Origin of the sequence: Waterburya agarophytonicola KI4 (genome assembly GCF_020640915.1) — a bacterium.
GTDB lineage: Bacteria > Cyanobacteriota > Cyanobacteriia > Cyanobacteriales > Xenococcaceae > Waterburya > Waterburya agarophytonicola.
Genome location: NZ_JADWDC010000055.1, coordinates 1 through 22,298, shown reverse-complemented (window position 1 = coordinate 22,298; position 22,298 = coordinate 1). Strand labels below are relative to the sequence as shown.

The 22,298-nt window shown below is 39.1% G+C and carries 19 protein-coding genes and 3 pseudogenes; 11 read left to right on the top strand and 11 right to left on the bottom strand.

From position 1 onward, the window contains the following. Positions 1-227: 227 nt before the first annotated feature. Positions 228-1,469: an RNA-guided endonuclease InsQ/TnpB family protein gene (locus tag I4641_RS17735; RefSeq protein ID WP_229641916.1), complete on the bottom strand. Its 1,242-nt coding sequence runs from the start codon at positions 1,467-1,469 to the stop codon at positions 228-230. Between the two features lie 60 nt (positions 1,470-1,529). Between I4641_RS17735 and I4641_RS24250 the strand changes: the two are divergent. Next, positions 1,530-1,981: pseudogene (locus tag I4641_RS24250) on the top strand (nickel-dependent hydrogenase large subunit); the annotation flags it as partial. Between the two features lie 12 nt (positions 1,982-1,993). Here the strand turns inward: I4641_RS24250 and I4641_RS17720 are convergent. Further along, on the bottom strand, positions 1,994-2,524 hold the full coding sequence (locus I4641_RS17720) for a hypothetical protein (RefSeq protein WP_229641913.1): 531 nt from the start codon (positions 2,522-2,524) through the stop codon (positions 1,994-1,996). A 566-nt stretch (positions 2,525-3,090) separates the two neighbouring features. On the opposite strand from I4641_RS17720, the gene I4641_RS17715 reads away from it, so the two are divergent. Further along, positions 3,091-4,977 carry a ferredoxin--nitrite reductase gene (locus tag I4641_RS17715; RefSeq protein ID WP_229641912.1) on the top strand — a complete coding sequence of 629 codons (1,887 nt, stop codon included), beginning with the start codon at positions 3,091-3,093 and terminating at the stop codon, positions 4,975-4,977. A gap of 114 nt (positions 4,978-5,091) precedes the next feature. Here the strand turns inward: I4641_RS17715 and I4641_RS17710 are convergent, their stop codons facing one another. Further along, positions 5,092-5,763, bottom strand: a complete 672-nt coding sequence (locus tag I4641_RS17710; RefSeq protein ID WP_229641911.1) for a Fe2+-dependent dioxygenase — start codon at positions 5,761-5,763, stop codon at positions 5,092-5,094. A gap of 9 nt (positions 5,764-5,772) precedes the next feature. After that, positions 5,773-6,687, bottom strand: coding sequence for an RluA family pseudouridine synthase (locus I4641_RS17705; protein WP_369426828.1), 915 nt, complete (start codon positions 6,685-6,687; stop codon positions 5,773-5,775). 231 nt (positions 6,688-6,918) lie between these two features. Here I4641_RS17705 and I4641_RS17700 point away from each other — a divergent pair, with 231 nt between their 5' ends. Then, positions 6,919-7,635, top strand: coding sequence for a Mo-dependent nitrogenase C-terminal domain-containing protein (locus I4641_RS17700; RefSeq protein ID WP_229641909.1), 717 nt, complete (start codon positions 6,919-6,921; stop codon positions 7,633-7,635). Between the two features lie 323 nt (positions 7,636-7,958). Further along, positions 7,959-8,486 (top strand): late competence development ComFB family protein, encoded by a 528-nt coding sequence (locus I4641_RS17695; protein ID WP_229641908.1) that lies wholly within the window; start codon positions 7,959-7,961, stop codon positions 8,484-8,486. Positions 8,487-8,506: 20 nt separating this feature from the next. On the opposite strand, the gene I4641_RS17690 is transcribed toward I4641_RS17695, so the two are convergent. Both I4641_RS17690 and thrB read right to left on the bottom strand, forming a co-directional pair. After that, complete coding sequence (locus tag I4641_RS17690; protein ID WP_229641907.1) at positions 8,507-9,019, bottom strand: GNAT family N-acetyltransferase; 513 nt, start codon at positions 9,017-9,019, stop codon at positions 8,507-8,509. A 23-nt stretch (positions 9,020-9,042) separates the two neighbouring features. Beyond that, positions 9,043-9,951 (bottom strand): homoserine kinase, encoded by a 909-nt coding sequence (gene thrB, locus I4641_RS17685; protein WP_229641906.1) that lies wholly within the window; start codon positions 9,949-9,951, stop codon positions 9,043-9,045. Between the two features lie 127 nt (positions 9,952-10,078). Here thrB and I4641_RS17680 point away from each other — a divergent pair, with 127 nt between their 5' ends. Beyond that, positions 10,079-10,393 (top strand): hypothetical protein, encoded by a 315-nt coding sequence (locus I4641_RS17680; RefSeq protein ID WP_229641905.1) that lies wholly within the window; start codon positions 10,079-10,081, stop codon positions 10,391-10,393. 17 nt (positions 10,394-10,410) lie between these two features. On the opposite strand, the gene I4641_RS24245 is transcribed toward I4641_RS17680, so the two are convergent. Further along, positions 10,411-11,778 (bottom strand): GTP-binding protein, encoded by a 1,368-nt coding sequence (locus tag I4641_RS24245; RefSeq protein ID WP_229641904.1) that lies wholly within the window; start codon positions 11,776-11,778, stop codon positions 10,411-10,413. A 104-nt stretch (positions 11,779-11,882) separates the two neighbouring features. Here I4641_RS24245 and I4641_RS17670 point away from each other — a divergent pair, with 104 nt between their 5' ends. The 3 genes from I4641_RS17670 to I4641_RS17660 all read left to right on the top strand — a co-directional run bounded on the left by I4641_RS17670 (position 11,883) and on the right by I4641_RS17660 (position 14,838). Beyond that, positions 11,883-13,058, top strand: a complete 1,176-nt coding sequence (locus I4641_RS17670) for a n-acyl-d-glucosamine 2-epimerase (protein WP_229641903.1) — start codon at positions 11,883-11,885, stop codon at positions 13,056-13,058. Between the two features lie 133 nt (positions 13,059-13,191). Then, positions 13,192-13,629 carry a large conductance mechanosensitive channel protein MscL gene (mscL, locus tag I4641_RS17665; protein WP_229641902.1) on the top strand — a complete coding sequence of 146 codons (438 nt, stop codon included), beginning with the start codon at positions 13,192-13,194 and terminating at the stop codon, positions 13,627-13,629. Between the two features lie 129 nt (positions 13,630-13,758). Next, entirely contained in the window at positions 13,759-14,838 is a 1,080-nt protein-coding gene (locus I4641_RS17660; RefSeq protein WP_229641901.1) for an amino acid ABC transporter substrate-binding protein, read from the top strand. Between the two features lie 57 nt (positions 14,839-14,895). Here the strand turns inward: I4641_RS17660 and I4641_RS17655 are convergent, their stop codons facing one another. Further along, complete coding sequence (locus I4641_RS17655) at positions 14,896-16,758, bottom strand: ABC transporter ATP-binding protein (protein WP_229641900.1); 1,863 nt, start codon at positions 16,756-16,758, stop codon at positions 14,896-14,898. A 42-nt stretch (positions 16,759-16,800) separates the two neighbouring features. After that, positions 16,801-18,045, bottom strand: coding sequence for a nickel pincer cofactor biosynthesis protein LarC (gene larC, locus I4641_RS17650; protein WP_229641899.1), 1,245 nt, complete (start codon positions 18,043-18,045; stop codon positions 16,801-16,803). A 66-nt stretch (positions 18,046-18,111) separates the two neighbouring features. On the opposite strand from larC, the gene I4641_RS17645 reads away from it, so the two are divergent. Then, entirely contained in the window at positions 18,112-18,765 is a 654-nt protein-coding gene (locus I4641_RS17645) for an L-threonylcarbamoyladenylate synthase (protein ID WP_229641898.1), read from the top strand. A 136-nt stretch (positions 18,766-18,901) separates the two neighbouring features. Here I4641_RS17645 and I4641_RS17640 read toward each other — a convergent pair whose 3' ends face one another. Next, the gene (locus tag I4641_RS17640; RefSeq protein ID WP_229641897.1) at positions 18,902-19,384 is read right to left on the bottom strand and encodes a flavin reductase family protein; all 483 of its coding nucleotides are present in this window, start codon (positions 19,382-19,384) and stop codon (positions 18,902-18,904) included. Between the two features lie 110 nt (positions 19,385-19,494). On the opposite strand from I4641_RS17640, the gene coaE reads away from it, so the two are divergent. After that, positions 19,495-20,100, top strand: a complete 606-nt coding sequence (coaE, locus tag I4641_RS17635) for a dephospho-CoA kinase (RefSeq protein WP_229641896.1) — start codon at positions 19,495-19,497, stop codon at positions 20,098-20,100. A 162-nt stretch (positions 20,101-20,262) separates the two neighbouring features. Here coaE and I4641_RS17630 read toward each other — a convergent pair. After that, positions 20,263-21,235 (bottom strand): annotated as a pseudogene (locus I4641_RS17630) (Ni/Fe hydrogenase subunit alpha); the annotation flags it as partial. Positions 21,236-21,451: 216 nt separating this feature from the next. On the opposite strand from I4641_RS17630, the pseudogene I4641_RS17620 reads away from it, so the two are divergent. Continuing rightward, positions 21,452-21,728: pseudogene (locus tag I4641_RS17620) on the top strand (transposase family protein); the annotation flags it as partial. Positions 21,729-22,298 lie beyond the last annotated feature (570 nt).

Genomic DNA, 22,298 nt, shown 5'->3' with positions numbered 1-22,298 from the left:
TTCTAACCAGCAAGAGGTCTAGATCCCAGACAAGTAAGAGTTTGCGATATCATGACCAAGCCCTGCATTGTATCAGGAGTCAGGAGTTCAGAAGTAGGAAGTTTTGATTTACAACTGACAACCAACCGCTAACCAAAATGTCCCAAAAGATAATTATCGATCCAGTTACCAGATTGACATGCTCTCACCGTTAAAATCAAAGATTTTTAACGGGAGATTCTAACACCTCACGATGCTAGTTTTCTGCTTCGTCCCGTGCCAACTAGAACATTGTGACCAATGCTCCCCGTCGCTTCCAGTCTACAGACATTTTGAGCTACGCTATGCCCTAGCGCAGAGATTCCACGATTTCTTACTTCCTGGCTAGCTGCCACATCTCTTGTGGTTGTATATCCGCATTCATGACAGCAATGAACTCTGACATCTAAAGTCTTTTTGCCTGTATGTGCGCCACAGTTAGGACAAGTTTGGCTTGTGCCATCTTTATCGACTTTGGCAAAATACACATTTCTGAGAAAACATACCCACTCAAGAATACTCACAAACTGACCGAAACCAGCATCAGCACTTTGTTTTGAGAGCATTCCTCTTTGCCACGAGACAAAGTTGATATCCTCAATAAATATCATTCCTGCGTCGCTGACAAGTTGATGGCTTAACTTAAAGTGCCAGTCTTTACGAGTATCAGATATACGCTGATGTAGACGAGCTATTTTTTGGTTTAACTTGTGCCGATTACTTGAACCTTTTTGTTTATTTCTCAGTCTACGAGACAGCAATTTAAGCTTGTATTGTAGAGTTTTGAGGAATCGAGGTCGCTTAATCTCTAGTCCGTCACTGGTAGCTACAAACTTGTCGTAACCTAAATCTAAACCTCTAGGATGTCCGTGAGGGCAAGAATTAGGAACATCAATATTTAGCTGTAGTGACAGCATCACAAAATAACCAGATGCCTTTCTTACTATTCTTGCTTGCTTGGGAACAAACCCATCAGGAATCGGACGAGACATTCGCCATTTAACTTCTTTGAGTCCAGGCAATTTAATTGAGTCAACAGATATTGGGTCTTTATTTAACTGAGGAAAAACAAACGATCTCAATCGGTACTTGTTTTTGAAGCGAGGAAACCCGAAACCTCTTGCCTTCATCTCATCCCATGCTCTGTCTAATGTCCTCAGTGTTTGCTGCAAAACCTGAGCATTAGCAGACTTGAGAAAGTCATTATTTTTCTTGGCTTCTGTTAACTGTTTTGCCTGTACATGGTAGTTAGGGAATGGCTCATCGACTGACATGATGTATTCACGTTCAATCGAGCAAGCATTGATTAATGACTTACGAGACTTGCACCAGTCTTTACGATACAAGAGCGCAAAGTTCCATACAGAACGACATACATCAAGCGTGTTCTCAATGCGATCGACCTGCTCGGAAGTTGGTTCTAGTTTGTACTCATAAGTTAAAATCAACATATTCGTATTGTAGCCTACACAAGCAAACCTTGTGTGTAGATAATGTAAAGTTAGGCTACAATGTCTAAGTTGTTGGACAAAATTACAATTCATTTGGATAATGCAGGACAGATAGAGGATGCTCGGTTTCATGTCACTGAGTTTAGAGGCTTTGAGAAGTTCTGCGAAGGTCGTCCGTTGTGGGAAATGCCTGGCATTACGGGGCGTATCTGTGGTATTTGTCCTGTAAGTCATTTACTAGCCTCTGCCAAAGCAGGCGATCGCCTGCTTTGGCAGTTAATATTCCTGCTGCTGCGGAGAAATTACGTCGTCTGATGAATTTGGGTCAGATAATTCAGTCTCATGCTCTCAGCTTTTTTCATCTTAGCGCTCCCGATTTATTAATGGGTTTGGATAGCGATCCTGCTGCTCGCAACGTATTTGGCTTGATTGCTGCCGAACCAGAACTCGCCCGTAATGTTATTCGCCTACGACAGTTTGGACAAGAGGTGATTGAGGTGTTAGGGGGTAAAACAAACTCATTATCAAATCTTCCAATTATGTAACAATTCGGGAGTAAAACCAATACCTTGCCTAACCAACTCTTTAGCTAATTCATAATCCCATTGGGATTCAATTACAGGTTTACTATGTTTAGATCGAGAATTATAAGTAATCCTATTACCAAAAGATTTAATTAATTCTACCAAACTATCCGAACCGCCAAAAGGATAAGCCGTAGGTTGATAATACAAACATCCCCGATCTCTTTTCTCTTTTACTAAATCTATCAACACATAATAGCCATTGAAAATAGCGTCCAACATAGATTCAAAATCCCAATTGCCAGGAGTCTTAAAAAAAGGATGATCTAAACGATTTTCAGGTTCGGTTAATTCCAAAAGTTTCCAATAAATTATCCCTTCCTCACTATTGAAATCAAATGTATTTTTAAAGTGGGCGATCGCTTTCTCATCTAGATAATTTTTCCACTGATAATCATCAACTGGATCTTTATAGTTCAAATCATTTTGTTTATCTTCCAAATTAATGTCTTTCCTAAATTCGTCTTTCACTTCCTTTAGTTTCAAGAACATCTTTTGTAAATTATGGAATCTCTCTAAACTATTAAACTCAAATTCAATATAAGAATATGTATCCTTCATTCTTCAAACTAGCCAAATAAAAATAAATCAATCTAGTAAATAAGTTTTATTTATTTTAAGCACAGTCTTTAATTATACCAATCAAAATCTTCAACAGGATCTTGATAATTCAAATTACTTGATTGGGGATCGAAAAAAGGATCTTGCATCCAATCATTTTTAAAATTAATTTCTCAAAAGCGATCGCGGTTAACAAAATTACGTTCCTAATCCTGCTTCAATTAAAAAAATGGAAGTCGTTTCTCTATCGAAATTTTGATCTCAGCTTTGTATGTATTAAAAGGATTGACTTGATGCAATATACGAATAAAAAAATCTATTTTGTATTAAAAAACACAAAATACCCAAACAGATCTACACAATCATATTAAGTAATCACGAATCTCGTATCTACAAACTACCCAAAACACTTTTAATCAGATTAATCAGAACTTTTTCCCATACTCAACCCATAACATACCTCAAGGTCTAGATTTATGACTACTGAAGCCAACACCAAAATTAAACTCAACAAGGTAGAGAAAGTAAAAGCAGCCAAAGATGGATTAGATGTCAAAAATGAGCTAGAATATTTTGCCAAGATAGGTTGGGAAGCAGTAGACAAAGCAGATTTAGAAACCCGCCTCAAGTGGTTGGGGATATTTTATCGCCCTGTAACTCCAGGGGAATTTATGGTGCGGATGCGCGTTCCCAATGGAGTTATTACTAGCGAACAAATGAAAGTATTGGCTGGGGGAATTGAGCGTTATGGCGATAATGGTACGGCGGACATTACTACCCGTCAGAACATTCAATTGCGGGGAGTGCGTTTAGAAGATATTCCCGAATTGTTTAATCGATTTAAAGAAGTTGGTTTAACCAGTATTCAATCTGGAATGGACAACGTGCGTAACTTAACGGGTTCTCCTGTAGCTGGTATCGATCCCGATGAATTGATCGACACTCGCCAAATGAACCAGAAAGTTCAAGACATGATTACCAATAATGGCGAGGGTAATTATGCTTTTACCAATTTACCCCGCAAGTTCAATATTGCGATCGAAGGGGCGAGAGATAATTCTATCCATGCAGAATTAAACGACTTAGCTTATGTTCCTGCATACAAAGATGGAGTACTTGGTTTTAATGTCTTAGTGGGTGGTTATTTATCCGCGCAGCGCTGTGCAGAATCTATTCCTTTGGGGGTGTGGCTTCCTGCAAATGATGACGATATAGTAGAATTTTCTCGCGCTGTTTTAACCGTATATACCCAGAATGGTGCCGCAGAAGGATTAAGAGCAAGTCGTCCCAAAGCCCGTATGATGTGGTTAATTGAAACCTGGGGAGTCGAAAAGTTCCGTAACGAACTAGAGAAAGAATTCGGCAAACCTCTAGCATCTGCTGCGGAAAAAGACGAGATTACCCAAGATAAAAAAGATCATTTAGGAATACATCCCCAGAAGCAAGAAGGCTATAGTTATGTTGGTTTGCACGTACCTATGGGACGTTTAAATGCCGAATCAATGTTTGAATTAGCTAGGCTAGCAGAAGTATATGGTAACGGTGAAATTCGCCTCACGGTGGAACAAAATGCAATTATTCCCTACATTGCTAACGAAAATGTCGATACTTTCCTTACCGAACCATTATTAGAGAAGTTTGCGATCGATCCCAGTACTTTAACTCGTTCGGTTATTTCTTGTACGGGGGCGCAATATTGCAATTTTGCCATTATCGAAACCAAACAAACAGCCTTAAAACTAGCTCAAGAATTAGACGCAGAATTAGATATTCCCCAACGAGTTCGCTTACATTGGACGGGATGTCCTAACTCGTGCGGACAACCCCAGGCAGGAGATATCGGCTTAATGGGAACTAAGGTACGTAAGGATGGAAAAGCCGTAGCAGGAGCAAAAATCTATAGCGGTGGTAAAGTTGGTCATGGTGCGGAATTAGGTACGGCGATTAATCAAGGGGTTGCGCTAGACGATCTTAAAACAACGTTACGTAGTTTATTAATTGAAAAATTTAATGCCAAGCTAAAAGATGGCGTAACAATAGAAGAGTCTGCGCCTGTAGTCGAAACTCTCAAATCTGATTCTAATGGTTCGGCAAATGGTTCGACTAAAACTAAAATATTTCTAGCTAACTCTTGGAAAGAAGCAGCCTGTAGCGAAGGGGAATATATTCTCGATGCAGCGGAAAAAGTGGGAGTAGAGATCGAAAGTAGCTGTCGCGCGGGTACTTGCGGTACTTGTACGGCGAAGGTTTTAAAAGGTGAAGTAACTTACGAAGAAGATTATGACGCTTTGAGGGGTTTGGAAGCGGGAGAAATTTTAACCTGTTGTGCTAAACCCGTAAGTTCTATGGTGCTTGATGTTTAACACTCCTTAACTGAGCTATCAGTTATCAGTTATCAGCCCAATAAGAAATTATTCTTGTTGGGTTTTTTAGTTTTGTAGTGAAAGTGCTTCTAAACGATCGACGATTAACGATGGTTAAATATCTGCCCATTTGCGCAACAAATTGGCAATACTTTTAGAAATAAGGTCGAATTCTGGGGTTTTGCCTGATTTGGCAAAGATTGCTCGCCTTGCAGTTTCTAAGTCAAAAAGAATTTCACGATCGCTTGCATCTCGAATCACACTTTGTACCCAACCTACCACAACTAGCCTCGTACCTTGAGTAACGGGGTTAACGCGATGTAGAGTAGTGGAAGGATAGATAATAGCCGAACCTGCATCTAGTTTGTAATGTTGTTCTTCTTGCACTCCTTCTATAGTTAAATCTCCCCCTTCATAGTCTTGAGGGGAATTGAGAAACAAGGTAAAAGATACATCCGAACGGCAAAAACTACCGTTGTTTTTCATCAAGGCATTATCTACATGAGTATCGTAAGACATCCCTTGGTCGTAGCGACTGAATAAAATGGAATGAATTGTTTTAGGGCGAACTGTAGTTTGAAATAGGGCATTTTTAAACAAGACAGCGCAAATTTTTGCCTTGAGTTCTTTTTGAGATGTTCCTGATTTTAATTGTTGGTTATTTTTGACTAATTTAGCGTGCCATCCTGCGGTAAGTTTACCATCGACAAATTCTGCTCGTTCTAAAACTTGCTTGATTTCGCTAATTTCTTCGGGGGAAAGAATATTATCTATGGAAAAGATCATAAGAATAAATTAATTTCGGTTGCGTAAAACTTGCAAGAGTTTGGTAAACTCTAATGGTAATGGTGCGATCGCTGTAATTAATTTGCCTGAAATAGGATGGGATAGAGACAATTGCCTTGCATGAAGTGCTTGTCCCGATAAATTAACCTTAAGGGAACGATTCGAGCCGTAGATAGGATCTCCTAATAGGGGATTTCCTTGATGGGCGCAATGAACCCTAATTTGATGAGTACGTCCTGTTTCTAAGAGAAATTGCATCAAGCTATAATTACCAATTCGCTCTAGAGTTTTCCAGTAGGTAACAGCTTCTCTTCCGCCTTTTTCCAAGGTAACAACTGCCATTTTTTTGCGATCGCTTTGATGACGACCAATGGGTGCATTGATTTTACCTGATTCTGTAGAAAAAGAACCGTACATGATTCCCCAGTATTCCCTTCGAGCAGTTTTAGCTTTAATTTGCGCCTGTAAATTTTGATGAGCGAGATCGCTTTTAGCCACCACAATCGCCCCCGTAGTATCTTTATCAATACGGTGAACGATACCAGGACGTTCTACTCCCCCAATACCTGCTAAAGTCTGGCAATGATAAAGTAAAGCATGAACTAGGGTACTCCTATAGTGTCCTGGTGCGGGATGAACCACCATTCCTGCGGGTTTATTGACAATAATTAGATGCTCGTCTTCATACAAAATATCGAGAGGAATATTTTCGGGAGTTAAATCTAGTTTTTCTGGTGGGGGAATAGTAATTAAAAGTCGATCGCCAGGAACAATTTTCACCTTCTTACTGTGGCACAGGCGATCGTTTAACCTAACATTACCACTCTCAATTAACTTTTGAATGCGAGAACGGGAAATGTCGGTTAGCTGGCTTGATAACCAGCGATCAAGACGTTCGTTTTGTTCTGTTACCTGCAATATAATTTCTTGAATAGTACCTCTGACAAATTCTTACTAAAAATTTTAATTAACTTCTATTTTACAGTTTCGGGTTCGGCTAATTTGAAGAATTTTTACCCCAGGGTTTAGCTATGATATATTGCAGAGGACATCCTCTAATGGTGCATTAACTCCCTCGTTACGACCTATGTGGAGTTAATACAAATAGCCTTTTTTAAAACACATAATTAAAACACATAATTAAAGATAGCTCCTATGACTACTACTATTACAGAATCCGCCTATAGCGATCGCCAAATTGTAGCTTGGCTAAGAGGTTTATATACTGTGGCGTTAGCCGACGGACATTACGATCCCCAAGAACAAGATTTAATCGCCCAACTAACTCAAGATTTAGCCGATATCGATCGCGTTAATACCCTAGACACAATTACTCCCGAAGAACTCGCTCAAAGCCTGGGAAAAGATCCCCATACTGCCGAAAATTTCTTACGTACTGCGGTATTGGTAGCGGTAGCTGATGGGGTTTATTCTACTCCCGAATATGAATTGCTGCATCAATTTAGCGATGCCTTGGAAATTAAAGTCGAAGCTTTAAAATCTTTAGAAAGTACCCTCTATAAATCAGAAGAAGAACTAGAAGCACAGCAAGCAAATAGTGCTGGTACTGCTTCTCCCCTAACTCCCCCCTCACAAGATTCTAAAGCGGGGGTAGACGTACTTCATCCCATTAAAGATTGGCTTGAGGGGATGGAAGTAAAAGATCCTCGTCTGGCTAAATTTGTCTGCAAGGTGATTCCACCTCAATGTCCTTTTGAACGAGATATAAACTTATTTGGACGCAAGATTGCCCATATTCCTCCTTTATGTAAACTCAACCCTTTATACGAGCAATTTACAATGCTGCGTTTTCGTTCCCTATCTTATTTAGCTGATGATTGTGGCGAAGATGTGACCAAATATATTCAATAATTTCAATTTAGTTATTTTCGTGAAAAAGCGATCGCTTTAACTTTGAGTTCGGTTTAATAACAAGGCGATCGCTTTGTTAATTCATTGGGTAACAATAAAAAATATTAAACAAATAGTCAGTATTTTTTCTGAGGGCTAATTTAAGTTTTAGATAAAGGAATTGAGATTGCAGAGTAAATAACATAAAAATTAAGTGAATTTTCTAGATTTAAAAGTATTTACCGCTAGGCAATCACGATTATTTATGTATATATAGGAAGAGTAAGATTTTATATTGTAATTCTTATTTGCTCAAAGATAGTTATTTAGCAAAAGTTAGCAAAATGAACATTAATAAACCTGAAAGCGATTACGTTAATCGCAATGTTATGGAAATATTGGTTTCAGAAGAAATTGATCGACAAATAAATCGTCTTCCTAGCAATATTAAGAAATTTATTAACCCAATTGAAGTATCTACTTATGCTCTGAATAGATTACCCGCTTTGTATGCTTCTTCCCAACAAGGATTTAATAAGCAAAAAATCAAAGGGCGTTCGGATTATAGTGTAAAAATTACTCAAGAAGTTCGTAAAGGATTTGCCGCAGTTCAAAAAGATCTATTGCGTAGTTCTACTCCTTTAACTGCTGAAGACGATCAAAATCTCGACCGCGATATTAGAGAAGCTCAAGCAGCTTTGCAAGAATTAGCTAATTATTTACCCAAAAAAGATTTGACTTGGAAAAATATTGTTAGGCTAGTAAAACCTATTTTAGCTGAACTGAGCGATCAAGATGATAATGCAGCTAATGCCAGAAAAGTTCGCTCTAGATCTACTGTTAATTGGGAAGATTCTATTCATAAAAAATAAGTAACTTTCGATCTTAAATATCAAAATTGATCTATATTGACAGTATACATTTCTACGTTAATACCATAATATATTATCTGTTTTTCTAACTTCATTCCTAGCTTTTGAGCTACGCGAATCGAACGAATATTATCAGGTTCAATTAAACAGACAAAACGCTTAAAATCAAATTTTTGTCGACCGTATTGATAGAGAGCTTGTGCTGCTTCGGTAGCCAAACCTCGTCCCCAATATTTTGTAGCCAAACGATAGCCTATTTCTACTTCCCGATCCGCATTTATCTTTTGGAGAAAAAAGCCACAGTAGCCGATAAGTTCTTTAGTCTGTTTATCAATTAAAGCATACAAACCGAAGCCAGGCTCGATGTATGAGAGCAATCGTTGTTCGATAAACTGTCTGATTTGCTGGGAATTGTGAACTCCAATAATAGAAAATTCCATAACTTGAGGATCTGCCAAAATGGGCGAAAGATTTTCAAGATCTCTAATGGTAAAATATCTAATAATCAGCCTGGGTGTTTCTAATATCTGCATTGAGTAAAATTAATGGGGATCTGCTACAACATTGTTGCACCGACAGGATCGAGGGAGAGCGATCGCACTGTTGCATCTATACCCAATTTACTCCAGGCTTCGGACATCGATCGCACCACGCCATCGGCGTTATTTTTATCTGTCAAGGCTAGTAAAGTAGGCCCCGCACCACTAATGACCATACCATAAGCACCTGCGGAAATAGCAGCACGATGCAGTTGCTCGTAACCAGTAATTAGTTGTTGGCGGTAAGGTTGGTGTATCTTATCTGCTAGTGCTGTTTTAAGCCATTCTCTGTTATTAGTAGTTAAAGCTCTAATCAATAAACCCATGCGAGATATATTAAAAATAGCGTCCTGACGGTTATAGCTATCGGGTAACACCGAACGCGCCTCTTCTGTAGACAGTTCAAAATTAGGGATGGCTACTACGGGAATAATATCCTCGTGCCAAGAAATCTCGCTAATCTGCCAAATATCTCCATCAGCTACCGATAGCTGACAGTTGCCCAATAATGCGGGGACGACGTTATCGGGATGACCTTCAATGGCAATGGCGATCGCCATTACTTCCTCCCGACTCAGAGGCTTTCCTGCCAAGTGATTTGCCCCCAATAACCCCCCCACAATTGCCGTAGCAGAACTACCCAATCCTCTAGAAAGAGGTACGCCTAGCTTTATTGCAATCTTTATATTAGGGGGTGTTTGTTTGATTTTTTGATAAAGCTGAAGAAAAGACTGATATATTAAATTACTCTCATCCGTTCCCACTTTATCTGCTTCATCACCTTCTGTTGTAATAGTGAGTTTATTCTCTGTATCGACAACAGTAAATTGAAATTGATTAGCCATAGTCAAGGCTGCACCAATGCAGTCAAAACCAACTCCTAAATTGGCGGTAGTTGCAGGAACGCGAATAGTAACTTGATTCATCTGATTAGTTATTTTTTGTTTAATAAAATTTGTAAGTGCGATCGGGATCGTTGAATGGAGTGAATTTTTAGTAGTTAATGGAAAAAAGTAGTTAAATCAAAATATTATAAAACAGCCAAATTTAATCATGATTATTACTCGTAATATAATTGCCGTATTGTTAGAAACCAGACCAAATAATATCAAAAATCTCAGGCAGATTGAAAATAATATTTATATTCAGCTAAGAGATTGTGATAATGAATTGTCCATGACCCTTCAAGAATATGAAAATTGCTTGCAACAGCTAAAAAGTAGTCAATATCATTTCGATAGCACGCAATTTATCACAATTATGGCGATCGTGGGTACGTTCGTGTTTGTGGCTCTATCTTCAATGAATGCAAACCTAATTGGGGAAGAAAATAGTCAAAGTCAAATTGAATTAACTGCCGATCGCTAATAAATCATAATTAATAATTATCCCAGCAATTCTTGACGTAAACGGTACATAATCGTATTTGGTTCGACCCGATCTAAAATCTCTTTGATCAAGGTCGAAGCTCCCATTTCTCCCCAAGTACAGCCTTGTTCTAAATAGATCTGAGCGACTCGACCAACGACATAAGTCCCATATCCTGCGATCGCTCCCTGGGCTGTAGCTGTACCCAGATAAGCTGCGATCGCTCCAGTACTGTCAAACCCACTGCTTAATATAGCCCCGCTTTTACCAACTCCCAGAAACAAACTACTACCCACCTCTCCCAGTAATAAACCACCAGAACTAGCTACAATACGTCTCAAGAGGTTTCCTGCTTCGTAGGTAGTGATGGGCAGTCCATATAACTTAGATAAAGAGCGAATCAGAGCTAAATCTGCCACAAATCCCCCCACCAAGTCCAAGAAAATAACTGGATTAGCTGCTACAGCGATCGCTTTATAACGAGCATACTTATTAATAATTTGCTCTGCTTCTGTTTGACGCAATTCAACCGTCTTGCGAGCAATATTAGCCTCTGCATCCCTTCCTTGTACCAGAGCATTCAAAGCCAGCAATGATTTACCTTCTTGTTGCAAGATATGACAAATTGTTTGATGCAATTCTTCGATTTGGGGTTCGGGATTTTCCCAACTAGTTTCTACCGTACCGTCGGCTGATTCTACTCTAACCTGAATTGGTTGAGGCTGGGCTGCAACCATGACAATCTCTTGAGTAGTAATAAGATCTTCTAAACTACCCCTACTGCGTTCGGCATTTAGCTGCTGTAGTTGGCGATAAATTTTTTGGCGATCGCTATCTGGATAAAGATCTACCTTATTAAAGACCAAAATTAAAGGCTTTTGGGTACTTCTCAGTTCGCACAATGCTTCATATTCGGTTTTGGTAATATCTCCCGCCACGACAAATAAAATCAGATCGGATTTTTGTGCTATTTCTCGCGCCATGGTCGCCCTGGCTTCTCCTGCTACCTCGTCTAATCCAGGAGTATCAATTAATTCTACTGCTAACCCATCTTCGGGAAAAGGATTCCATTGCAAAATAGTTAGAGATTGGGTGACACCATGTAATGGGCCTGTTGCGACCACTTCTTCTTCTAAAAGAGCGTTAATCAGGGAAGATTTGCCACAACTTACCAAACCAAAAGTACTAATGCGAATGGCGCGACGGTCTAGTTTATCTAAAGCACTCTGGAGATATTGTAAATCTTTTTTAACAGTTGCTTGTAGGCGATCTCCTGGAGGAGAATTGCCGTGACGACGAAAACCAGAATACCAAGAAATAGCCTGTTGTAAGCTGGCACGAGCTTGATTGTAATGAGCCTCTTGTTTGGATGTCTTTTTGCCCACAGTCCCACCTCAATCATAACTGGTTAATGTCTTATGATAAATCCTCCAGTCAATATTGGCGATCGATCCATTAAATTATAATTATTCTAAATTAAGAGCTAAATATGAACCAGAAAGCTAAAAATTTAGCAGATTTATATCGAGATACTCTATTAAATAATGTGATTCCTTTTTGGTCGAATCATTCAGTAGATTGGTCGAATGGTGGCTATTTTACCTGTTTGGATAATAATGGCAAAGTTTACGATACTGATAAGTTTATTTGGCTGCAAAATCGACAGTTGTGGACTTATTCCATGTTTTACAATCGCTTGGAAAAGCGGTCAGAATGGCTTAAAATTGCCAAACATGGGGCGGATTTTCTCGCTCAACACGGACGAGATAAGGATGGTAACTGGTATTTTGCTCTAGACAAACTGGGACAACCTTTAGTGCAGCCTTATAATATCTTTTCTGATTGTTTTGCTGCCATGGCTTATAGCCAATATGCTTTGGCTTCTGGGGACGATCTCGCCAGAGAAATTGCCCTTCAAGCCTATCATAATGTTTTACGCCGTCAGATTAATCCCAAGGGTAAATATAATAAAGCCTATCCAGGGACGCGATCGCTAAAAAGCTTGGCAGTGCCGATGATTTTAGCCAATTTATCCTTAGAAATGGACTGGTTGCTAGAAGATACCCAGTTAGAGGAAATTTTAGCCCAAACCGTCCGAGAAGTAATGGAAGATTTCTTAGATGCAGATACGGGATTAATGTACGAAAATGTTACTCCAGAGGGGCAGCATTTAGATTGTTTTGATGGTAGATTAATCAATCCTGGACATGGTATTGAAGCAATGTGGTTTATCATGGATATTGCCCGTCTTAATAGCGATCGACAGTTAATCGATAGAGCAGTTGATGTAGTTTTAAAGATCCTCAATTTTGGTTGGGACAAACAATATGAAGGGATCTACTATTTCATGGATGCCCAAGGCTATCCTCCCGATCGGTTAGAGTGGGATCAAAAATTATGGTGGGTGCATCTAGAAACCCTAGTAGCTTTATTAATGGGGTTTAATTTAACCCAAAGATCGGAATGTTGGTCGTGGTTTGAGCGAGTACACGACTATACTTGGAAACATTTTAGCGATCGCCATAGCGGAGAATGGTTTGGCTATCTCAATCGACGAGGAGAAGTATTATTAAACCTCAAAGGTGGCAAATGGAAAGGTTGTTTTCATGTACCCCGTGCTTTATATTTATGTTGGCAACAATTAGAGATATTAAACTCAAAATAAAATAGAAGCTATTTCGACACAAATCACCCATTTTGTTCATTCAATCTAAATCTAATTTCTCTAGAGAAGCGCATATAATTAGTTACCTATTTAACAGAAATAGTACAACTTTTATAAAGGAGAGATATTAATTATGGTTAGAAGAGGAACACAAGCAGCAGGGGGATTTTTATCTGGTTTTGGCGATTTTATCATGCGCGGTAACGTTGTTGATCTCGCCGTTGCAGTAATTATTGGAGCGGCTTTCAGTAAAATTATAGATTCTTTAGTGGCCGACATTATTACCCCTGCAATTCTAAATCCAGCTATGAAAGCTGCTGGAGTAGACAAATTAGCAGATCTATCTGCTGGTGGTATTCAATATGGTTTGTTTTTGGCAGCTATTTTGAACTTTCTTGTAATTGCTTTATGCATTTATGCGATCGTTCAAGCTTTTGAAAAAGCCAAAAAACGTCTAATTCGCCAAGAAGCTTTAGCTGAAGAAACTCCTGATGCTGTGGTTGTGGCTCAAGAAAGATTAACTACTTCGATTGAGCGACTAACTGAAGTAATGGAAACCAAACAAATGTAATTTCATATTATATAATCACTTAAATTAAATCTTGGTCAGTTGTCTAATATTGATAACTGACCAGTTTATTGGTAAATAAAGTTAGAGGATTTCCTTTATATTACTTATAATCATCTAATTTTAATATCTATGTTGCGTCAAATAGCGTGGAAACAAAAATGCAGCTTCTTATTTTTAATAGCAACTTTATTAACATCCGTAGGCGGTTGTAGCGGAAAAATCACTCAAGCTAATATTACTACCACCAATCTATCCAACCACAATAGCAATCGTTTAGACGTAGTAAAACAAAGAGGCTATCTCATTTGTGGCATCAGTGGAGAAATTCCAGGATTTAGCTTTGTAGATTTCAATAGCAGATATGCAGGGATAGATGTTGATTTTTGCCGTGCTGTAGCATCGGCATTATTTGACGATCCCGAAAAAGTAGAATTTCGCGAATTAGGTACAGAAGAAAGATTTTCTGCTCTCAAATCGGGAGAAATTGATTTACTCAGTCGCAACACTACTCAAACTCTCAGTCGCGATACTGATGAAAATTTGGAGTTTACTCCTCCTATATTTTATGATGCCCAAGGAATTATGGTTCATCGAGCTAGTGACATCAAAAAAATTGCCGATCTTGCAGGTAAATCAATTTGTGTTGCAGAGGGAACTACTAGTTACAATAATTTAGAAGATTACATGACTCAAGAAGATATTAAATATACTCCTTTGGTAATCTCTGACAAAGAATCGTTATATAATTCCTACGAACACAATATTTGTCAAGCTATTACAGGAGATATATCTCAGTTGGTAGCACGTAAAATTTTACTAGCTAATCCTACATATCATCGAATCTTACCTCAAAGAATCGCTCAAGAGCCTTTAGCCCCTGCAATAGTACATAGAGATTCTCAATGGTTTGACGTAATCAAGTGGGTAACTTTTGCTCTCATTCAAGCTGAAGAATTAAATATCAATTCCACTAATCTTAGTACCTATAAAAACAGTCAGGATCTAGAAATTAAGCGTTTTTTGGGTAAGGATGGCGACTTGGGTTCACCCATGGGATTGAGTAATGATTTTACTGTTAGAATTATCAAGCACGTTGGCAACTATCAAGAAATATACGATCGCAACATTGGCGAACCTTTCCGCTTAAAACGAGGACAAAATGCCTTATGGAAAGATGGTGGCTTGATGTATTCTCCTCCTTTTAATTAGCCCTCTTTTGTCAGACTCTGAAAACTTTGGTCATTTCAAAAATCTAGCTTTACTCCCCTACGTATTATTTGTTCCCAAAAATTCTCCTGTCGGAATAGAATTAATCAACTTTCGAGTATAGTCTGTTTTCGGATTGCGATAAATCTCTTCTGCGGTATCGATTTCTTCAATTTTGCCTTTATTCATCACAATAATGCGATCGCTCATAAACTTAACTACGCTCAAATCATGGGAGATAAAAACATAGGTTAGACCAAAGTCTGCTTGAAGCTTTTTTAAGAGGTTTAGAACTTGCGCTTGTACGGAAACATCTAAAGCAGAAACCGACTCGTCACAGATGATAAATTGAGGCTCTAAAGCGAGGGCGCGAGCAATACATACCCGTTGTCTTTGTCCCCCTGAAAACTCGTGGGGGTAACGATTTCTCATATCGGGATTTAAACCAACTCGTTCTAAAAGTTCGGCTACTTTCTTTTGGCGATCGCATTTTATTTTATGGACGACTAAAGGTTCGGCGATCGCTTTACCGATATTTATTCTCGGATTGAGGGAATTGTAAGGGTTTTGAAAGACAATTTGCATCTGTCGGCGTAGCGATCGCAATTTTTGGCTTTTAAGAGATAAATTAGTAATATTATCGCCATCAAAAACGATATTTCCTTCCATCGGTTGGATCAAGCGCAATAAAGTTCTGGCTAAAGTAGATTTACCGCAACCTGATTCTCCCACTAGCCCTAATGTTTCCCCTGGATAGACTTCAAAGGAAACATTATTCACCGCCATCATATATTTTTTGGTTCTGCCAAAAACTCCTTTGAGGGGAAAGCCTACCCGCAATTTTTCCACAGACATGATGGGCTTTTGTTGGACTAATTTGTCTAATCTTGCTTGCTGTGCGCTGTCGGTAACAATTTCATTGAGTTTTTGATCGAGACTGGTTGGTTTTTCTACAATTTTCATTTCCCCTTCGGGGGTGGTAGATACCTCCATAAAATCCGCCACTGTGGGTAATATTTTTAGCTTGTGTTTGAGGGTAGGGCGACAGGCTAATAATCCTTTGGTGTAGGGATGGGCGGGATTGGTAAAAACAGTTTGAATATCCCCTGACTCGACGACATTCCCCCGATACATTACCGTCACCGTATCGACTAATTCGGCAATTACTCCCAGATCGTGAGTGATAAAAATCAGAGACATTCCCCTCTTTTGGCAGAGATCTCGCAACAAGTCGAGGATAGTAGCTTGAACTGTTACATCTAGAGCTGTTGTCGGCTCGTCGGCAATTAAAACCCTGGGATTGCAAGAAATAGCCATGGCAATAGTGATGCGTTGTAATTGTCCCCCCGATAGTTGGTGGGGGTAACGTTTTAGTATTTCTTGCTTGTGTCGGTTGATATAATCGGCGATCGCGCGATCGCTATGTAACGAACTAGGATTTTCTCGAAGGTATTGCTGTTTCAGGGTTTCATCGTCGGATAAAAGCTGCACCTCTTGTAATAAGGCGATCGCTTTTCTTCTGGCTTCGGAGGATGATACTTTTTGATGTAGTAAAATTGCTTCCGTAAGCTGAAAACCTATATCATAGACGGGATTGAGCGCGCTCATTGGCTCTTGAAATATCATGGCAATTTCGCCACCACGATAGCTTCTACGCTCGGCTTCGTTTACCTGTAATAAATCGACTTGGGATTTGTTGTCGGGAGTAAAAAGAATCTTTCCTGCGGTAATGTGTCCAGGAGTGGGAACTAAGCCCATAATTGCTAAAGAAGTAACTGATTTTCCCGAACCTGACTCGCCAACTATACCTAGTTTTTCTCCTTTCCTTAGTTGAAAGCTAAGATCGTTGACTGCTACCACGGGATCGCTTTCGGTGGTAAATTGGACTTGCAAGTGACGAACATCAAGAACGGTTTCAGTCATAGGGATGGAGTAAAAAATATTTAATTAATTGTCAATTGTCGATTAGCGATCGCTTTCCCAGGCGATAATTGCTTGTTGAGCTATTTCTCTCCAAGGAATATTATGTTTACGAGCTAGAATAGCGCAGTCTTCATATTCTGGCTGTATGTTGATAACTTCTCTTTCTTTACCTGTTCCCCAACTGGCAATTTTAACTTTTAGCGTACCGTATTTGGTAGAGATAGATTTTAGTTGGCGATCGAGAATATTCCTCTGTTGATTTCTCTCTCTTATTCCCAGGGTAGTCGTTTCTTTGAAGATAATTGTCTTGCAAGTATTAGCCAGGGTAGGATGACAAATAACCGTTAAAAGGATACCCGATCGCGATTTTTTCATGCCAATATTTTGGGTAAAGACATCTAATGCTCCCGCAGCAATTAATTGTTCTAAGGTATAAGCTACCGCTTGAGGATTGAGATCGTCGATTTGAGTCTCCAATACCGTCACCGTCTCTCGTACCGTCTCCTTCTCTCCCCGTCTCTCCGTCTCCTTCTCCCCTAGCCATAATCGCAAAATATTGGGAATCTCAAAATCTTGAGAACCCGCACCCAAACCCATTTTAGTTAGTTTCATCGCGGGGGGGTCGCCAAAACCCGATGCTAGAGTTACGGCGATCGCAGCACCCGTCGGCGTAACTAGCTCTTTTTTGATACCATTACTATATATTGGTACTTTCCTTGTCTCCCAGAGTTTGACTACCGCAGGAACGGGGACAGATAGCAGTCCGTGGGCTGCCTTTACCGTACCTCCCCCTGTAGGCATAGCAGAGCAATATAATTCTTCGATATCTAGCCAATCCAAACCGATACAAGTGCCGACAATATCCACAATGGCATCGGTTGCCCCTACTTCGTGAAAGTGTACTTTTTCTGGGGGAATACCGTGGACTTGACTTTCTGCGATCGCCAGTTGATTAAATATAGCCAAACTCCATTCCTTGACGCGATCTTTTAATCTTGCATTTTTTATTAAATTTTCAATTTCTGGCAGGTGTCTGGCTGGATAATGGTGATGGTGGTGGTCATCATGGGTATGCTTGTGTTCTACTTGCAAATTGACATAAACTTTTGTAGCTGCTTGTCCGTTGCGAATAACTTTTTCCGTTCTTAGTTGATATTCTGATTCAATACCTAAAAGCCCAAGACTATCGATTAAATATTGCCAGGGCAAACCACAATCAATTAGCGCGCCCAAACACATGTCCCCAGCAATTCCTGTAGGACACTCTAAGTAACAAATTTTGCCCATAAAACACCATCTAAACTACTCGCGATCGATTGGATCGAGAACATTATTCATTATGAGGTAATTTATATGGCTATTCTACACGAACTACACCCCAACAACCCCCAACAAAGAACTATCGATCAAATTGCTACCGCATTAAAAAAAGGTGCAGTAATGCTTTATCCCACCGATACAGTATACGCGATCGGCTGCGATCTTAGCGTTAAGTCTGCGGTGGAAAAAGTTAGAAGAATCAAGCAGATGTCTAATGATAAACCCTTAACTTTTTTGTGTTCTTCCTTGTCTAATATTTCTGAATATGCGACAGTCAGCGATCACGCTTATCGTATCATGAAACATCTCATTCCAGGGCCTTATACTTTTTTACTCCCTGCCAGCAAACAAGTGCCAAAGCTAGTAATGAGTCCCAAACGTAAGACTAGCGGTATTAGAGTCCCAAATAATCTTTTATGTCAAGAATTATTGAAGACTTTGGGCAATCCTGTAGTTTCTACTTCGGCACATATCAAAGATGAAGATGGCGACTACCCGACGATGAATGTAGACAAAGCTTATTTATTCGATGCTTTGGAAAATCAAGTAGATATAATTATTGATAACAGTATAGATCCTGGGTTTAAAGTTTCTACTATTCTAGATTTTACTAGCGACGAACCCGAAGTTGTGCGAAAAGGTTTGGGTTGGCAGGAAGTGGAGAATTGGCTAGATTTTGTACATTAAGTTTGAGAATATAACTTAAAATCCCAACAAGCAAATTAAATGCTTGACAGCTTAGGAGATGGGGAGGCAATATACTCCCCACATCTATGGGAGATAGGGAAATAAATACCCCTATCATTTCAACTATTAATCATTACTAACCGCCATATTCCCAACCCGTACTAGATAGTAATAGCTGATCTCCTTCGCGATGAACTCCTGAAGCGATTACTTCACCAACATATACAGTATGGTCCCCTTTTTCTACTGTACCAACTACTTTACATTCAATATAACCCAAAGAATCTTGGATAATAGGACAGCCTGTAGCTTCACCTTCATAAAATTCTACATGTTCAAATTTATTGCCAACACGAGTTTTGGGTTGGAAGAAAGATGCAGCTAAGTCTTTTTGTCCCGATTCGAGAAAGCTAATGGCAAAGACTTGAGTATTTTTAATCATCTCATGGGAAGTAGTCCCTTTTTTGACACAGTTAACCACCAAAGGTGGCTCAAAAGAAGCTTGCATCAACCAGCTAACAGTAAAACCATTCATTTCTTCCCCTTCCTTGACTCCGCAGATATATAATCCGTGGGGAATCTTCCGTAGCATTGTTTTTTTTGCTTTTTGGTCTAACAAAATTCTTGCTCCTTAATCTAGAATTATCTCGCAACAGTTTATCAAGCTTCTGGATCGAGAAAAACTTTCTTTAGTTAGATAAATAATTTGGGAGACATTGAAATTAAATTATGAACCAAAGATTAATTGGATTAACTGGAGGAATTGCTACAGGTAAGACCACCGTATCAAATTATCTAGCAGAAAAATATAGTTTGCCGATTTTGGATGCAGATGTTTATGCTAGAGAAGCCGTAGCCCCAGATTCGCCAATTTTACAAATTATCTTTACTCGTTATGGCGATAGAGTTATCTTACCCGATCGCACTTTAAACCGTGCTGCTTTGGGTGAAATTATTTTTAATAGCCACTCAGAAAAGCAATGGCTAGAAAGTCAAATTCATCCTTATGTCCGCGATCGCTTCGATCTGGAATTACAAACCATTCGAGATCATACAATAATATTGGATATTCCTCTTTTGTTTGAAGCTAATTTAACCAATACTGTCACGGAAATTTGGGTAGTTAGCTGCGATCACTCTATGCAAGTTGCTAGACTACAACAGAGGAATGGTTTGACTGTCAAACAAGCAGAAGCTCGAATCGACAGCCAGCTCCCCTTAGTCCAGAAAGTCGCTGCTGCGGACGTAGTTTTAGAGAATAATGGCGATTTAGATGATTTGTTTGCTGAAGTAGATCGGGAAATTCATAACATTATCTCTTCTAAATTCCGATAACTCAAAGGATACTTTAAATACCAACGAACGTTGAGTAAAATTACCTCATCGAAAGTGAAATTCAAGAAGGCATCGAAAATCGGGGTCAACTGGGAAATTACGCTGTTAAACGTTTGATGTTTAATTAGGTGGAGCTACTTAATCGCTTCAATTTATTGAACATCAATTTTGGTAAACATCTTCAAGCAAGTTTTCGTCAGCATCGAATAACTGAATGTGTAATGGCATTTGACCAACCGCATGGGTCGAGCAGCTCAAACAAGGATCGAAAGCTCTGATACCCGCTTCAACCCGATTGAGCATTCCTTCTAAAATTTTAGTTCCGCGAATGAAGTATCTAGCAATTTGAGCGACAGTGCGATTCATAGCCAGGTTGTTTTGTCCAGTAGCAATAATTAGATTTACTTTTTTCATCAAGCCATTTTCATCTACTCTATAGTGATGAAATAAAGTGCCTCTAGGGGCTTCGCTCACTCCAATTCCTTCTAGTTGATTGATACCAGCTTTGGCTCGCAGACGATCGCTCTGCAAATCCGAATCTTCTAGCAATTGGTCGATTTTTTCGATACATACTAGGATTTCAATCAGTCGTGCGTAGTGATAGAAAAAAGATGAATTAACTGTACTGTGACCTCGATCTCTAAATTCTGCTAATTCGCGATCGCCTAAAGGCGTGCCGATACGACTACAAATATTTAATCTTGCTAATGGTCCTACGCGATAAATACCATTTTGCAGATTACAGGAATCTTTCTTAGCTGGATATCCTAAAGGACGATAGTAAGGAAACTTTAAGTACGACCAGGGTTCGACGGCTTCGGCGATAAACTCTTGATAATGAGTGGGATCGAGGCGGTCGGTCTGCAATGATATTGCCACCACTATCGACAAAGCGAATCTTACCACCGTAATGTTCCCACTCTCCATCTTGACCGACTAACCCCATAAACAAACTAGGAAAGTTACCAAAGGTTTGTGCTTCTGTTTGATAATTTGTCAGCAAACTTTTGAACTTGTCTAAGGCATTGAGAATAATTATCTTTGCTTCAGAGATGCGATCGCTAATTTTTATTTTTCCCTCATTCGATAAAGATTGGCGCACTCCTCCTGGCACAGCCCAGGGCAAATGCATCTTAAATTGAGCGAAAATAGCAAATTGAGCAAAAAACAGAGAAAAGTCAAGAAGCAACAGAGGTAGTGTTGCAAACTTCGCAACGATGACATGAGATTTAGAAAAGCTCCGCTTAATTTAGTTGAAATAATAATTAATCATTAATTGAAAATAGAATTAACTCTCATAATGAATGGTATGATAACTAAAATAATCCTATAATTTTGGTGGTGTTTAGTAGTGAGACTAAAATCTAAAACCACAATCTCGGAATATTTTTCAGAGATTAAAGATCCAAGATTAGAAAGAACTAAATTACATCAGTTAATTGATATCATTACCATTACTATCTGCGCCGTGATAAGCGGAGCGGAAACTTGGAATGATATAGAATATTTTGGTGCAAAGCACCGCACGGCGGACAGCCCGAATGCATTCGGGCTTCCGTGGCGGTGAATGTAAATACGATTGGTTTAAATCTTTCTTAGCTTTGCCAAATGGAATACCATCTGTCGATTGCCAAGTTAAATGTCGTCTTGACAGATTATTTGACCCAAACTAAAAATCTCTGAAATAACATGAAGACAAGATTTGCAGGTCTGTTTTTTGAAAAAAGTCTTTTCAAAGCGTGATTGACAAATTGAGTGTCCAATATTTAGTTGTTGACAAATTATTTGTCCATTGTAATTTTAAATATATATATTTCATTTATTAATAGTTTCTTATTTCTACGCGACTCTCAAGTCTGATGGAGAGAAAAAATCCCTTACCTTAAAGGTTTATCTGCGTTTTTCCACTACAACATGCCCCATTAGTCATAATATGCCCGCTAGTCAAGCTTTGGGATTCCTGTAATAATCCTCTCCAAAGAGAATACTTTTACCTTCTGCTGAAAGTTATTAACATCTAAAAGCATCCCGTCAAGTTTATTGCCTTCATACCACACATACCAAATAGATTGGTTTTGTTACACAACAAAACCAATCTATTTTAATTAGGATAAATTCATCATATTTTAGTTGTCAACAGCTTTGAACCTATCCCACTAATAGTTGATAAAATAATAAGGTCGTTTGGTTAAAACTTT